The sequence below is a fragment of the Pseudomonas sp. P4_C3 genome (assembly GCF_056402075.1).
The window spans coordinates 1-14,366 of sequence record NZ_JBFUIC010000123.1 but is presented as its reverse complement, the minus strand read 5'-3'; the positions used below and the strand labels follow the sequence as shown (position 1 = coordinate 14,366).

Annotated in this window: 12 protein-coding genes; 7 read left to right on the top strand and 5 right to left on the bottom strand. The window is 58.7% G+C overall.

The annotated features are described in order from the left end of the window. The 4 genes from dnaA to gyrB form a co-directional block, all read left to right on the top strand. Positions 1 to 925, top strand: a 925-nt coding sequence (dnaA, locus tag AC1DVH_RS18785; protein WP_477755071.1) for a chromosomal replication initiator protein DnaA, incomplete at its 5' end; no start/stop codon positions are given. A gap of 39 nt (positions 926 to 964) precedes the next feature. Next, entirely contained in the window at positions 965 to 2,068 is a 1,104-nt protein-coding gene (gene dnaN, locus AC1DVH_RS18780; protein WP_007969885.1) for a DNA polymerase III subunit beta, read from the top strand. Between the two features lie 20 nt (positions 2,069 to 2,088). After that, complete coding sequence (gene recF / locus AC1DVH_RS18775; RefSeq protein WP_007985068.1) at positions 2,089 to 3,192, top strand: DNA replication/repair protein RecF; 1,104 nt, start codon at positions 2,089 to 2,091, stop codon at positions 3,190 to 3,192. Between the two features lie 5 nt (positions 3,193 to 3,197). Further along, positions 3,198 to 5,615: a DNA topoisomerase (ATP-hydrolyzing) subunit B gene (gene gyrB / locus AC1DVH_RS18770; protein WP_057397325.1), complete on the top strand. Its 2,418-nt coding sequence runs from the start codon at positions 3,198 to 3,200 to the stop codon at positions 5,613 to 5,615. 62 nt (positions 5,616 to 5,677) lie between these two features. Here gyrB and AC1DVH_RS18765 read toward each other — a convergent pair whose 3' ends face one another. Beyond that, a complete protein-coding gene (locus AC1DVH_RS18765; protein ID WP_477755070.1) occupies positions 5,678 to 6,394 on the bottom strand; it encodes a response regulator transcription factor in 717 nt (238 codons plus the stop codon). Positions 6,395 to 6,564: 170 nt separating this feature from the next. Here AC1DVH_RS18765 and AC1DVH_RS18760 point away from each other — a divergent pair, with 170 nt between their 5' ends. Beyond that, positions 6,565 to 8,100 carry a sensor histidine kinase gene (locus AC1DVH_RS18760; protein ID WP_477755069.1) on the top strand — a complete coding sequence of 512 codons (1,536 nt, stop codon included), beginning with the start codon at positions 6,565 to 6,567 and terminating at the stop codon, positions 8,098 to 8,100. A 203-nt stretch (positions 8,101 to 8,303) separates the two neighbouring features. Here the strand turns inward: AC1DVH_RS18760 and AC1DVH_RS18755 are convergent, their stop codons facing one another. The 4 genes from AC1DVH_RS18755 to glyQ all read right to left on the bottom strand — a co-directional run bounded on the left by AC1DVH_RS18755 (position 8,304) and on the right by glyQ (position 12,729). Continuing rightward, positions 8,304 to 9,083 (bottom strand): lysophospholipid acyltransferase family protein, encoded by a 780-nt coding sequence (locus AC1DVH_RS18755; RefSeq protein ID WP_477755068.1) that lies wholly within the window; start codon positions 9,081 to 9,083, stop codon positions 8,304 to 8,306. 91 nt (positions 9,084 to 9,174) lie between these two features. Continuing rightward, entirely contained in the window at positions 9,175 to 9,720 is a 546-nt protein-coding gene (gmhB, locus tag AC1DVH_RS18750; protein WP_477755072.1) for a D-glycero-beta-D-manno-heptose 1,7-bisphosphate 7-phosphatase, read from the bottom strand. A 4-nt stretch (positions 9,721 to 9,724) separates the two neighbouring features. Then, positions 9,725 to 11,779 carry a glycine--tRNA ligase subunit beta gene (gene glyS / locus AC1DVH_RS18745; RefSeq protein ID WP_477755067.1) on the bottom strand — a complete coding sequence of 685 codons (2,055 nt, stop codon included), beginning with the start codon at positions 11,777 to 11,779 and terminating at the stop codon, positions 9,725 to 9,727. Beyond that, on the bottom strand, positions 11,776 to 12,729 hold the full coding sequence (gene glyQ / locus AC1DVH_RS18740; protein ID WP_003187265.1) for a glycine--tRNA ligase subunit alpha: 954 nt from the start codon (positions 12,727 to 12,729) through the stop codon (positions 11,776 to 11,778). Before glyQ ends, glyS begins: the two co-directional genes overlap by 4 nt. Before the next feature lie 81 nt (positions 12,730 to 12,810). Here glyQ and tag point away from each other — a divergent pair, with 81 nt between their 5' ends. Both tag and AC1DVH_RS18730 read left to right on the top strand, forming a co-directional pair. Further along, positions 12,811 to 13,368 (top strand): DNA-3-methyladenine glycosylase I, encoded by a 558-nt coding sequence (gene tag, locus AC1DVH_RS18735; protein ID WP_477755066.1) that lies wholly within the window; start codon positions 12,811 to 12,813, stop codon positions 13,366 to 13,368. Positions 13,369 to 13,408: 40 nt separating this feature from the next. Then, entirely contained in the window at positions 13,409 to 14,296 is an 888-nt protein-coding gene (locus AC1DVH_RS18730) for a lysophospholipid acyltransferase (protein ID WP_477755065.1), read from the top strand. The last annotated feature ends 70 nt before the right edge of the window (positions 14,297 to 14,366 follow it).

Here is a 14,366-nt window from a genome sequence, read left to right as displayed (position 1 = left end):
CCCCAAGCACGGTTACAACCCGCTCTTCCTTTATGGTGGCGTCGGCCTGGGTAAAACCCACTTGATGCACGCTGTGGGTAACCATCTATTAAAGARGAACCCGAATGCCAAGGTGGTGTACCTGCATTCCGAGCGTTTTGTGGCGGACATGGTCAAGGCTCTGCAACTGAACGCGATCAACGAGTTCAAACGCTTCTACCGTTCGGTGGATGCATTGCTGATCGATGACATTCAGTTCTTTGCCCGCAAGGAGCGTTCCCAGGAAGAGTTTTTCCACACCTTCAACGCCCTGCTCGAAGGTGGCCAGCAGGTCATTCTCACCAGTGACCGCTACCCGAAGGAAATCGAAGGCCTTGAAGAACGTCTCAAATCCCGTTTTGGCTGGGGCCTGACCGTAGCGGTCGAGCCGCCGGAGCTGGAAACCCGCGTGGCGATCCTGATGAAGAAGGCCGATCAGGCCAAAGTCGAGTTGCCGCACGACGCCGCGTTCTTCATTGCCCAACGCATTCGCTCCAACGTACGTGAGCTGGAAGGCGCGCTCAAACGCGTGATCGCGCACTCGCACTTCATGGGCCGCGATATCACCATCGAGCTGATTCGCGAATCCCTGAAGGACTTGTTGGCGTTGCAGGATAAACTGGTCTCTGTGGATAACATTCAGCGCACCGTCGCCGAGTACTACAAGATCAAGATATCCGATTTGCTGTCCAAACGCCGTTCGCGTTCGGTCGCTCGTCCGCGTCAGGTCGCCATGGCGTTGTCCAAGGAACTGACCAACCACAGCCTGCCGGAAATTGGCGATGTGTTTGGCGGTCGCGACCATACAACGGTCTTGCACGCGTGCCGCAAGATCAACGAACTTAAGGAATCCGACGCGGACATCCGCGAGGACTACAAGAACCTGCTGCGTACACTGACCACTTGATGAATACCAGCGCAGCTAATTAAGGCAAGGGACTAGACCATGCATTTCACCATTCAACGCGAAGCCCTGTTGAAACCCCTGCAACTGGTCGCAGGCGTCGTCGAGCGCCGACAGACCTTGCCGGTGCTTTCCAACGTGCTGCTGGTTGTCGAAGGCCAGCAATTGTCGCTGACCGGTACCGACCTGGAAGTCGAGCTGGTCGGTCGTGTTCAACTCGAAGAGCCGGCGGATCCGGGTTCCATCACCGTGCCGGCGCGCAAGCTGATGGACATCTGCAAAAGCCTGCCGAACGATGCGCTGATCGACATCAAGGTCGATGAGCAGAAGCTCGTGGTCAAAGCCGGCCGTAGTCGCTTTACCCTGTCGACACTACCGGCCAACGATTTCCCTACCGTGGAAGAAGGCCCGGGTTCGCTGACCTGCAGCCTGGAGCAAAGCAAACTGCGTCGTCTGATCGAGCGCACCAGCTTCGCCATGGCCCAGCAGGACGTGCGTTACTACCTTAATGGCATGCTGCTGGAAGTGTCCGCTGGCGTGATCCGCGCCGTGGCCACTGACGGTCACCGTCTGGCCATGTGCTCGATGCAGGCCGATATCGGTCAGCCGGATCGTCACCAGGTCATCGTGCCGCGTAAAGGTATCCTCGAGCTGGCTCGTCTGCTCACCGAGCCAGACGGCAATGTCAGCATCGTGCTGGGTCAGCACCACATCCGCGCCACCACCGGTGAGTTCACCTTCACCTCGAAGCTGGTCGACGGAAAATTCCCGGACTATGAGCGTGTTCTGCCTAAAGGCGGCGACAAGCTGGTACTGGGCGATCGCCAGGCGCTGCGCGAAGCGTTCAGCCGTACCGCGATTCTGTCCAACGAGAAGTACCGTGGTATCCGTCTGCAACTGGCCAGCGGTCAGCTGAAGATCCAGGCGAACAACCCGGAGCAGGAAGAAGCGGAAGAAGAAGTGGGCGTTGAATACAACGGTGGCTCTCTGGAAATCGGCTTCAACGTGAGCTACCTGCTCGACGTACTGGGCGTGATGACCACCGAGCAGGTTCGTCTGATCTTGTCCGACTCCAACAGTAGCGCGCTGGTGCAGGAATCGGATAACGACGACTCGGCCTACGTTGTCATGCCGATGCGTCTGTAATCTTGCTCAGCAGAAGCTAGATGTCCTTAAGTCGCGTCTCGGTCACCGCGGTGCGCAATCTGCATCCGGTGACCTTCTCCCCCTCCCCCCGCATCAATATTCTTTACGGCGCCAACGGCAGCGGCAAAACCAGTGTTCTGGAAGCCATTCATCTGCTGGGGCTTGCCCGTTCGTTTCGCAGCACCCGTCTGTTGCCGGTCATTCAATACGAACAGCTTGCCTGTACAGTATTTGGCCAGGTTGAACTGGCGGAGGGAGGGCATAGCGCCCTGGGCATCTCACGGGATCGCCAAGGTGAATTCCAGATCCGTATCGATGGGCAGAACGCACGCAGTGCCGCGCAACTGGCCGAGATCCTTCCGCTGCAACTGATCAATCCGGACAGCTTTCGATTGCTGGAAGGTGCGCCGAAAATTCGCCGACAGTTTCTCGACTGGGGCGTGTTCCACGTGGAACCGCGCTTCATGTCAACCTGGCAGCGCTTGCAGAAGGCCCTGCGCCAGAGAAACTCTTGGCTGCGGCATGGTACACTTGACGCCGTTTCGCAAGCGGTTTGGGACAGGGAACTGTGCCAGGCCAGCGCTGAAATTGATGAATACCGCCGCGCTTATATCAAAGCCTTGAAACCAGTCTTTGAACAAACCTTGAGCGATCTGGTTGAGCTTGAAGGCTTGACGCTCAGCTATTACCGCGGCTGGGACAAGGACCGTGAACTGAGTGCTGTGCTCGCTGGGTCTCTTCAGCGGGACCAGCAAATGGGGCATACCCAGGCCGGACCACAACGCGCTGATTTGCGTCTCAGACTGGGTGCGCACAACGCCGCGGACATCTTGTCCCGTGGCCAGCAGAAGTTGGTGGTTTGCGCATTGCGGATTGCCCAAGGGCACTTGGTCAGCCAGGCTCGGCGCGGTCAATGTATTTATCTGGTGGATGACTTGCCGTCCGAGCTGGACGAGCACCACCGTCGTGCGCTTTGCCGCTTGTTGGAAGACTTACGCTGCCAGGTCTTTATCACCTGTGTAGATCACGAATTATTGAGGGAAGGCTGGCAGACGGAAACGCCAGTCGCTCTGTTCCACGTGGAACAGGGCCGTATCACCCAGACCCACGACCATCGGGAGTGAAGGCATTGAGCGAAGAAAATACGTACGACTCAACGAGCATTAAAGTGCTGAAAGGCCTGGATGCCGTACGCAAACGTCCCGGTATGTACATTGGTGACACCGACGATGGCAGCGGTCTGCACCACATGGTGTTCGAAGTGGTCGATAACTCGATCGACGAAGCTCTCGCCGGCCACTGCGACGACATCAGCATCATCATTCACCCGGATGAGTCCATCACCGTTCGTGACAACGGTCGCGGCATCCCGGTAGACGTGCACAAAGAAGAAGGCGTTTCGGCAGCCGAGGTCATCATGACCGTGCTGCACGCCGGCGGTAAGTTCGACGACAACTCCTACAAAGTATCCGGTGGTCTGCACGGTGTAGGTGTGTCGGTGGTGAACGCACTGTCCAAAGAACTGGTCCTGACCGTTCGCCGCAGCGGTAAAATCTGGGAACAGACTTACGTCCACGGTGTTCCACAAGAACCGATGAAAATCGTTGGTGAGAGTGAAACCACGGGCACCCAGATTCACTTCAAGCCATCGGCCGAGACGTTCAAGAACATCCACTTCAGCTGGGACATCCTGGCCAAGCGGATTCGTGAACTGTCCTTCCTCAACTCCGGTGTCGGCATCGTCCTCAAGGATGAACGCAGCGGCAAGGAAGAGTTGTTCAAGTACGAAGGCGGCCTGCGTGCGTTCGTTGAATACCTGAACACCAACAAGACTGCGGTCAACCAGGTGTTTCACTTCAACATTCAGCGCGAAGACGGCATCGGCGTGGAAATCGCCCTGCAGTGGAACGACAGCTTCAACGAGAACCTGTTGTGCTTCACCAACAACATTCCACAGCGCGACGGCGGTACTCACCTGGTGGGTTTCCGTTCCGCGCTGACGCGTAACCTCAACACCTACATCGAAGCAGAAGGCCTGGCGAAGAAGCACAAAGTTGCCACCACCGGTGACGATGCCCGTGAAGGCCTGACTGCGATCATTTCGGTGAAAGTACCGGATCCGAAGTTCAGCTCCCAGACCAAAGACAAGCTGGTTTCTTCCGAAGTGAAGACCGCGGTCGAACAGGAAATGGGCAAGTACTTCTCCGACTTCCTGCTGGAAAACCCGAACGAAGCCAAGCTGGTCGTCGGCAAGATGATCGATGCGGCGCGTGCTCGTGAAGCGGCGCGTAAAGCCCGTGAAATGACCCGTCGCAAAGGTGCGCTGGATATCGCCGGCCTGCCGGGCAAACTGGCCGACTGCCAGGAAAAAGACCCTGCCCTTTCTGAACTTTACCTCGTGGAAGGTGACTCTGCTGGCGGCTCCGCCAAGCAGGGACGTAACCGTCGGACCCAAGCCATCCTGCCGCTGAAGGGCAAGATCCTGAACGTCGAGAAGGCGCGTTTTGACAAGATGATCTCTTCGCAAGAAGTGGGCACCTTGATCACCGCGCTGGGCTGCGGCATCGGCCGCGACGAGTACAACATCGACAAGCTGCGTTACCACAACATCATCATCATGACCGATGCTGACGTCGACGGTTCGCACATCCGTACCCTGCTGCTGACCTTCTTCTTCCGTCAGTTGCCGGAGCTGATCGAACGCGGCTACATCTACATCGCTCAGCCGCCGCTGTACAAAGTGAAGAAAGGCAAGCAAGAGCAATACATCAAAGACGACGACGCCATGGAAGAGTACATGACGCAGTCGGCCCTGGAAGATGCGAGCCTGCACCTGAACGAAGAAGCTCCTGGCATTTCCGGTGAAGCACTTGAGCGTCTGGTGAATGACTTCCGTCTGGTGATGAAGACCCTCAAGCGTCTGTCGCGCCTGTACCCACAGGAGCTGACCGAGCACTTCATCTACTTGCCAGCGGTGAGCATGGAGCAACTGTCCGATCACGCAGCGATGCAAGATTGGCTGGCTCAGTACGAAGTTCGCCTGCGCACCGTCGAGAAGTCCGGCCTGGTTTACAAAGCCAGCCTGCGTGAAGACCGTGAACGTAACGTCTGGCTGCCAGAGGTCGAACTGATCTCCCACGGCCTGTCGAACTACGTCACCTTCAACCGCGACTTCTTCGGCAGCAACGATTACAAGACTGTTGTTTCCCTCGGCGCTCAACTGAGCACCCTGCTGGACGACGGCGCGTATATCCAGCGTGGCGAGCGCAAGAAGCCGGTGACCGAGTTCAAGGAAGCCCTTGAATGGCTGATGGCTGAAAGCACCAAGCGTCACACCATCCAGCGATACAAAGGTCTGGGCGAAATGAACCCGGATCAGCTATGGGAAACCACTATGGACCCAAGCCAGCGCCGGATGCTCAAAGTGACCATCGAAGACGCCATTGGCGCGGACCAGATCTTCAACACCCTGATGGGTGATGCGGTCGAACCTCGTCGTGACTTCATCGAAAGCAACGCCCTGGCGGTGTCCAACCTGGACTTCTGATCCCGRTCGACGCCAACGAAAAGGCCAATGCATTTGCATTGGCCTTTTTTATTACCTGCGTTTCACTCGCTCGCCGACGCCACACTCTCCAACCGATACCCATACCCATAAATCGTCAGCAACTGCCAACCGCGATCCGCCGTCAGCCCAAGTTTGTTGCGCAGGCGATAGATGTGAGTGTCCAGCGGTCGCGACGACGACATTTCTTCATGGGGCCAGAGTCGTTCGTACAGGTAATCCCGCGACAGCGGTCGACCGAGGTTGCTGAACAGGCAATGCGCCAGGCGGTATTCGCGTTCGGTCATGACGATCGGTTTGCCGTCGCGAGTGACGGTCAGTTCGGCGTCGTCGAACACCAGATCATTGAAGCTCAACCCTTCGGCAGTCGCGCGCTGCTGGCCATGTCGGCGCAGAACCGCGCCAACACGGGCTTTCAGTTCATTGGGGCGGAACGGTTTGCTGACGTAGTCGTCGGCGCCAGCATTCAGGGCCTGAACGATATCGCTTTCGCCGTCGCGACTGGTGAGCATGATTGCCGCCGGCGGCGCTTCCATATGTTCGCGGGTCCATAGCAGCAATGACAAACCCGTGCGGTCTGGAAGTTGCCAGTCGAGGATCAGCAGGTCGAAGGTCTCCCGACGCAGTTGGCGCAACAGGTCTTCGGCCCGTTCGAAGCTGTGCAGCGCCCACGGCTGCTCTCCGGTTTCGGCCATCTGTTGCAGGCTTTGTTCGACCCGGCGCAGTTCGGCGGGCTCATCGTCCAGAATCGCAATGCGCATACACGGTGATTCCTTGTCGCTTGGGCAGCTCTTTATCGACGATAGCGGCTCAATCGATACAGTGAAAGCAAGCGGCCCGCCGTTGGTCGCGGCGTCCGCTATGATTCTTTGAGTCGACACCTCTGGCGTAGGAATCATGAAACCATTCACCCCGCCCTGCCCTGTTGGCCATGTTTGACCAACGCCGCCGTGAAAGCCGAGAGCCAAGCCAGGTACAGCGATTGTTTCGGCAATTGGTCCGCGAGTGGTTGTGGATAAGTCTCGTGCTGTTGCCGCTGACAACGTTGCTGTCCTATCGCGCGCAAATCAACTTGGGCGATGCATCCCCAGGCTTGAGTGCATGGCTTTCCCTTGGTCTGGTGACGTGCGTGCTTGGGCTGTTGCTGTGGCGCCCACGCCTGGCGCTCTGGCTGACGCTCACGGGGATGGCTTGTGCGTTGCTGACCAGCGCTGGCCTCGCGGAGCTCAAGCGCTGGTGGTGGTCACCGACGCCTGCGGTGCTGGGTATGCTGTTTGGTTATCTGATCTGGAACTGGCGGCGCCTCAGTGTGGTGCTGACCTATTTCGGTTGGGAATTGGCGCGGCTGGACAGCGAGCCGAAAGTGTTTCCGGAGCGCCGTCGTGCCCAGTATCCCGGTGGCGACCGTTTGCAGAAGCAGATCATGGCGCTGGAACAAGCCATGAGCCTGACCCGCGATACCCACCGATTCATCGCCGATGGTCTGGAGTACTTGCCGGTGGCCACGTTGATCAGCGATCCCCAAGGGCAGATTCTGCTCGGCAACCGCAAGGCCCGTGACCTGTTTGGTGGGAATCTGGTCGGTGATGATGTGCTAGAGCGACTTGAACGGCTCGGTTACCCGGATATGAGCCGCAGGCCGGGTTCGCCTTTATCGACACTGCCGCTGCTTGAGTTTCGCGACCTCAAGGAGCGTAGCCTGCGTCTGGAGCGTGCCGAGCTGTTACCAGTAGACGGGGAAACCCCTGTCGGCTGGTTGTGGAACCTGACTGATCTGAGTGTCGAACGTGATGCAGAAGAGCAACGCGCAGTCCTGTTGCGTTTTCTGTCCCACGACCTGCGGGCACCCCACTCGGCCATCCTCGCGCTGCTCGATGTGCATCGTCATCAGGTGGGCGGTGATCTGCAACTCTTCGATCAAATCGAAAGGCAGGTGCGCCGGGCCCTGGAACTGACTGACGGTTTCGTACAACTGGCGAGGGCCGAGTCCGAGGCTTATCAGTTTCAGCCGAGCCTGTTTGCGATGCTGGTGCTGGATGTGTTCGATCAAGCGCTGCCCATCGCGCAGCTGAAACAGATCGAACTGGTTCATCAAGTGGAAGAGGAGGCCCAGGAAAGTCTGGTTCTGGCGGATCAGGCGCTGCTGACTCGGGCGTTGTTCAATCTGCTGGAAAATGCCATCAAGTACAGTGTTTCAGGTACTCGTATCCATTTGCGCGTCAGTCAACGCGACGGCTGGCTGATCTGTGAGCTCATCGATCAGGGCAAAGGCATCGCCGCTGAGGAGTTACCCGAACTGTTCAGCCAATACCGACGCTTTTCTTCCGCCCAGGGTATCGATGGTGTGGGATTGGGATTATCGATGGTCAAAGCCGTTGTGGATCGGCACGGCGGGCGAGTCGAGTGTCAGAGCGAGGTGGGTCAGGGCACGACATTCAGGCTGCAATTTCCGCTGTTTACAGAATGAAAGCGAGCGATCCAGGTCGACAGTCAGCGATTGCTCCGGGCATAAAAAAACCGGCTATATCAGCCGGTTTTTTTACGTCCGAAAAAAACTTATGCACGTTTTTATGGTTTTTATCTCTCTGAGAAATATGTAAAAAAATCATAAAGTTACGTACAAATAACGACGGTTTTCAATGAAACGGTACACAGGTTATCCACAGAATCTCAGACAGCCACCTGATCGTTTGAAACCGGCGCTTGCGGAGCCGGTGGCAGCGAGCCCATTTCCCGTTGCATCTGCTCGTTCCACGCCTGGACCCGGTCGTTCAATTCGGCAATGGCTCGTGGCCCGTTGCCTTCGGCATACATCGGCTCGCCAATGATCACAGTGATGATGCCCTGCTTCTTCGCCCAACCGGTTTTCGGCCAGAACTTGCCTGCGTTGTGCGCAATCGGCAGCACCGGCAATTCGGCATTGACCGCTAATGCGCTGCCACCGCGCGAGAACTTTCCGACGGTGCCGAAAGGAACGCGCGTGCCTTCAGGGAAGATCAGCACCCAGACATTGTCCTTGAGCAGTTCATCGCCCTTCTTCGCAACATGCTTGAGTGCGGCTTTCGGGTTGTCGCGATCGATGGCGATCGGTCGCAGCATGGCCATGGCCCAACCGAAGAACGGCACATAGAGCAATTCACGTTTGAGCACCTGGCTCAGCGGTGAAAAGTAGGCAGAGAGAAAGAACGTCTCCCACGTGCTCTGGTGGTTCGACTGAATGACGCAAGGCCGTTCAGGTACGTTCTCGGCACCCTTCACTTCGTAGCGGATACCCAGAAACACTTTGCTCAGCCATAAGGCGCAGCGGCACCAGTACACGTTGATAAAGCGGTAACRTGCCTTGAATGGCAGAAACGGCGCGATAAAAAAGCTCAGGCTGCACCACAGCAAGGAGCTGGTGCCCAGCAGCAGGTAAAAGAGGAAGGTTCTGATGGCCTGCAATATCGACATGGTGACGTTTACCGTTGCGGGAATTGCCCGTCCTATATAAAGCGCACTTCCCTTTCATCCCTGGTCAGGACCAATCGAAGCGCACACTTACTCAAGGGCATTTGTGGATAAGTTCTGCGGCAATCGCCGCCAGATCGTCAAAAATCAATGTGCCTACCGGAAGGGTCTTGCCCAAAGTCTTTTCGCCTTTCCCGGTCTTTACCAAAACTGGCTGTGAATCGACGGCTTTGGCGGCTTCCAGGTCACCAAGGCTGTCGCCGACGAACCAGAGATTGGTCAGCGACACGTTGTAATGAGCGGCGATGGTTTTCAACATCCCGGGTTTCGGCTTGCGGCAATCGCAGCCTTCGTCCGGCCCGTGCGGGCAGTAGACGATCAGGCCGACTTCACCGCCCTGCTCCGCCACCAGCGCGCGCAAGCGCTCGTGCATGGCGTCCAGAGTGGCGAGGTCGTAATAGCCGCGAGCGATGCCCGACTGGTTGGTAGCGACCGCTACCGTCCAGCCGGCCTTGCTCAACTGCGCGATGGCCTCGATTGATCCGGGGAGCGGAATCCACTCCTCCACCGACTTGATGTAAGCGTCGGAGTCGTAATTGATCACCCCGTCCCGATCGAGAATCAGCAGTTTCAACAGCAGTCCCTCAACCCAGCAGCGAAATGTCGGCAACGCCGAGGAACAAACCACGCAGACGCGCCAGCAATGCATAACGGTTGGCGCGGACTTTTGCGTCCTCCGCATTGACCATCACGGCTTCGAAGAACGCATCGACCGGCTCGCGCAAGGCGGCCAGACGCGCCAGCGATTCGCTGTACTGACGGGTCGCAGCCATTGGCTGCACCGCTTGATCCGCTTGCTGGATCGCCGAGTACAGGGAGAACTCGGCGGCGTTGTCGAAGTACTTGGCTTCGACGGTGGTCGGCATGCTGCCTTCGAGTTTGCTCAGCAGGTTCGATACGCGCTTGTTCACCGCGGCCAGTGCAGCGGCTTCCGGCAATTTGCGGAACGCTTCCACCGCTTGTACGCGCTGATCGAAATCCAGGGCCGAACCCGGTTTCAGGGCACGTACCGACAGGTAGGTGGCGACGTCGACGCCTTCGTCTTCGTAACGGGCACGCAGACGGTCGAAGATGAACTCCAGCACCGAATCAGCCAGGCCGGCAGCCTTGACCTTGCTGCCGAACGAGTTGACGGCGAAGGCCACGGCGTCGGTCAGGTCGAGGTCGAGCTTCTTGTCGATCAGGATCCGCAGCACACCGAGCGCGGCACGGCGCAGGGCATACGGGTCTTTGCTACCGGTGGGCAGCATGCCGACACCGAAGATCCCGACCAGGGTGTCGAGCTTGTCGGCGATCGCCACGGCCGCACCGGTCAGGGTGGTCGGCAGTTCAGCACCGGCACCGCGCGGCATGTATTGCTCGTTCAGCGCCAGCGCGACATCTTCCGGCTCGCCATCGTTGAGGGCGTAGTAGTAACCGGCGACACCTTGCATCTCCGGGAACTCACCGACCATCTCGGTCGCCAGATCACATTTGGACAGCAGACCGGCACGCGCCGCCCATTGAGCGTTACCGCCAATGTGTGGAGCGATGAACGCGGCCAGTCTGGAAACGCGTTCGGCCTTGTCGTAGACGCTGCCGAGTTTTTCCTGGAACACCACGTTTTGCAGGCGCAGGTTGAAGTCTTCGAGCTTCTGCTTCTTGTCTTGCTTGAAGAAGAACTCAGCGTCGGTCAGGCGTGGGCGAACCACTTTCTCGTTACCGGCGATGATCTGCTGTGGATCTTTGCTCTCGATGTTGGCCACGGTAATGAAACGTGGCAGCAACTTGCCGTCGGCGTCCAGCAGGCAGAAATATTTCTGGTTGTCCTGCATGGTGGTGATCAGCGCTTCTTGCGGCACATCGAGGAAGCGTTCCTCGAACGAGCACACCAGCGGCACTGGCCATTCGACTAGCGCGGTCACTTCATCGAGCAGGGCTGGCGGAACGATTGCCGTGCCTTCCTGACGGGTGGCCAGCTCTTCGGTGCGCTTGCTGATGATCTCGCGACGCTCGTTGGCGTCGGCCAGCACATAGGCGGCACGCAGGTCGGCCAGGTAGCTGGACGGCGAGCCGATGCGCACGCTTTCCGGGTGGTGGAAGCGGTGACCACGGGAATCGCGGCCGGCCTTCTGGGCGAGGATGGTGCAATCGATGACCTGGTCACCGAGCAGCATCACCAGCCATTGGGTCGGACGAACGAATTCTTCCTTGCGCGCGCCCCAACGCATGCGTTTCGGGATCGGCAGGTCGTTCAGGGAATCTTCGACGATGGTCGGCAGCAGGCTCGCGGTCGCCTTGCCGGCGATGCTCTGGCTGTAGCGCAGCTTCGGGCCGCTCTGATCGATTTCGCTCAGATCGACGCCGCACTTCTTGGCAAAGCCCAGTGCCGCTTGGGTCGGGTTGCCTTCGGCATCGAACGCGGCCTGACGTGGCGGGCCGTCGAGGTTGATGCTGCGGTCCGGCTGCTGGGTGGCCAGTGCGGTGATCAGCACGGCCAGGCGGCGCGGGGCGGCATAAACGGTTTTGCTTTCGTAGTTCAGGCCGGCGGCTTGCAGGCCCTTGTCGATACCGGCGAGGAACGCCTCGGCCAGGGTGTTCAGGGCTTTGGGTGGCAGTTCTTCAGTGCCCAGTTCAACCAGAAAATCCAGAGCACTCATTGTGCAGCCTCCAGCTTGGCCAGTACTTCATCACGCAGGTCCGGGGTCGCCATCGGGAAGCCCAGCTTGGCACGAGCCAGCAGGTAGGCTTGCGCAACGGAACGCGCCAGGGTGCGTACACGCAGGATGTATTGCTGACGCGCGGTCACCGAGATCGCCCGGCGCGCATCCAGCAGGTTGAAGGTGTGGGAAGCCTTCAACACCATTTCGTAGCTCGGCAACGGCAGCGGCTGGTCGAGTTCGATCAGGCGCTTGGCTTCGCTTTCGTAGAAATCGAACAGTTCGAACAGCTTGTCGACGTTGGCGTGTTCGAAGTTGTAAGTGGACTGCTCCACTTCGTTCTGGTGGAACACGTCGCCGTAGGTCACTTTGCCGAACGGGCCATCAGCCCAGACCAGGTCGTAGACCGAGTCCACGCCTTGCAGGTACATGGCCAGGCGCTCGAGACCGTAGGTGATCTCGCCGGTCACCGGATAGCACTCGATGCCGCCCGCTTGCTGGAAGTAGGTGAACTGGGTCACTTCCATGCCGTTGAGCCAGACTTCCCAGCCCAGACCCCAGGCGCCAAGGGTCGGCGATTCCCAGTTGTCTTCGACGAAGCGGATGTCGTGGACCAGCGGGTCCAGGCCGACGTGCTTGAGGGAGCCCAGGTACAGTTCCTGGAAGTTGTCCGGGTTCGGCTTCAGGACCACCTGGAACTGGTAGTAGTGCTGCAGACGGTTCGGGTTTTCGCCGTAGCGGCCGTCAGTCGGACGGCGGCTTGGCTGCACGTAGGCGGCGTTCCAGGTTTCCGGGCCGATGGCGCGCAGGAATGTAGCAGTGTGGAAAGTGCCGGCGCCTACTTCCATATCGTAGGGCTGAAGTACCACACAACCTTGCTCGGCCCAGTATTGCTGGAGGGCGAGGATCAAGTCTTGGAAGGTACGCACGGCTGGCGTAGGCTGGCTCACGAAATTCACCTGTTTCTTGGGCTGCGATTTAAAGAGCGGGAGTATACCCGATTCATGGCTGCGCACGCCCCCTGGAGCCTTATGCCACGCTGCTTTTGGTGTTCCGAAGATCCGCTGTACATGGCTTATCACGATCAGGAGTGGGGCACGCCGCTACGCGATGCGCAGGGATTGTTCGAGTTGCTTTTGCTCGAAGGGTTCCAGGCCGGCCTTTCCTGGATCACCGTGCTGCGCAAACGCGAGCATTATCGTCAGGTGATGTTCGGTTTTGATGTCCAGCGCGTGGCGCAGATGAGCGATGCCGAAATCGACGAGTTGATGCTCGATCCGGGCATCATCCGCAACCGCCTCAAGCTCAACGCGGCCCGGCGCAATGCCCAGGCCTGGCTGGCGCTGGAGGACCCGGTGGAATTTCTCTGGTCGTTCGTCGGTGGCACGCCTGTGATCAATCATTTCAAGGATCGCAGCGAAGTGCCGGCCGTGACGCCGCCCGCCGTGGAAATGAGCAAAGGCTTGAAAAAAGCCGGTTTCACCTTCGTCGGGCCGACCATTTGCTACGCGCTGATGCAGGCCTCGGGCATGGTCATGGATCACACCCGCGATTGCGACCGCTACGCGCAGCTGGCGAACGCCGGTTAGAATGGCCGCCTCGCGCACAGCACAAGATCAGGAGTGACCTGTGGATAAGTTGAAAGGCGCCTTGCTGGTAGGCGCTCTGCGGCTGTTTGCCCTGCTTCCGTGGCGGGCCGTGCAGGCCGTGGGCTCGGCAATTGGCTGGGTCATGTGGAAAACCCCGAACCGTTCCCGCGACGTGGTACGGATCAATCTGTCCAAGTGCTTTCCGGACATGGACCCCGCCGAGCGTGAACGCCTGGTGGGCCAGAGCCTGAAGGATATCGGCAAGTCCCTGACCGAAAGCGCCTGTGCCTGGATCTGGCCGGCCCAGCGCTCCATCGACCTGGTGCGCGAGGTCGAGGGCCTCGACATATTGAAGGACGCCCTCGCCTCCGGCAAAGGCGTGGTCGGCATCACCAGCCACCTGGGCAACTGGGAAGTGCTCAACCACTTCTACTGCAGCCAGTGCAAACCGATCATTTTTTACCGTCCGCCCAAATTGAAGGCGGTGGATGAATTGCTGCAAAAGCAGCGGGTGCAACTGGGTAACAAGGTCGCTGCTTCCACCAAGGAAGGCATCCTCAGCGTCATCAAGGAAGTGCGCAAAGGGGGGGCAGTGGGCATTCCGGCTGACCCGGAACCGGCCGAATCCGCCGGGATCTTCGTGCCGTTCTTTGCCACTCAGGCCTTGACCAGTAAATTCGTGCCGAACATGCTCGCGGGTGGCAAAGCGGTCGGCGTGTTCCTGCACGCCCTGCGTCTGCCCGACGGTTCGGGCTACAAAGTGATCCTCGAAGCCGCGCCAGAAGCCATGTACAGCACCGATACCGCGGAGTCTTGCGCGGCCATGAGCCAGGTGGTCGAGCGCTATGTGCGGGCGTATCCGAGCCAGTACATGTGGAGCATGAAGCGCTTCAAGAAGCGTCCGCCGGGTGAAGCTCGCTGGTATTGATGCAAAAAATCAAAAGATCGTCCGAACGCGGCCCGAGCCTTCGGACGATCTTTTGATCTTGCTTACTTCG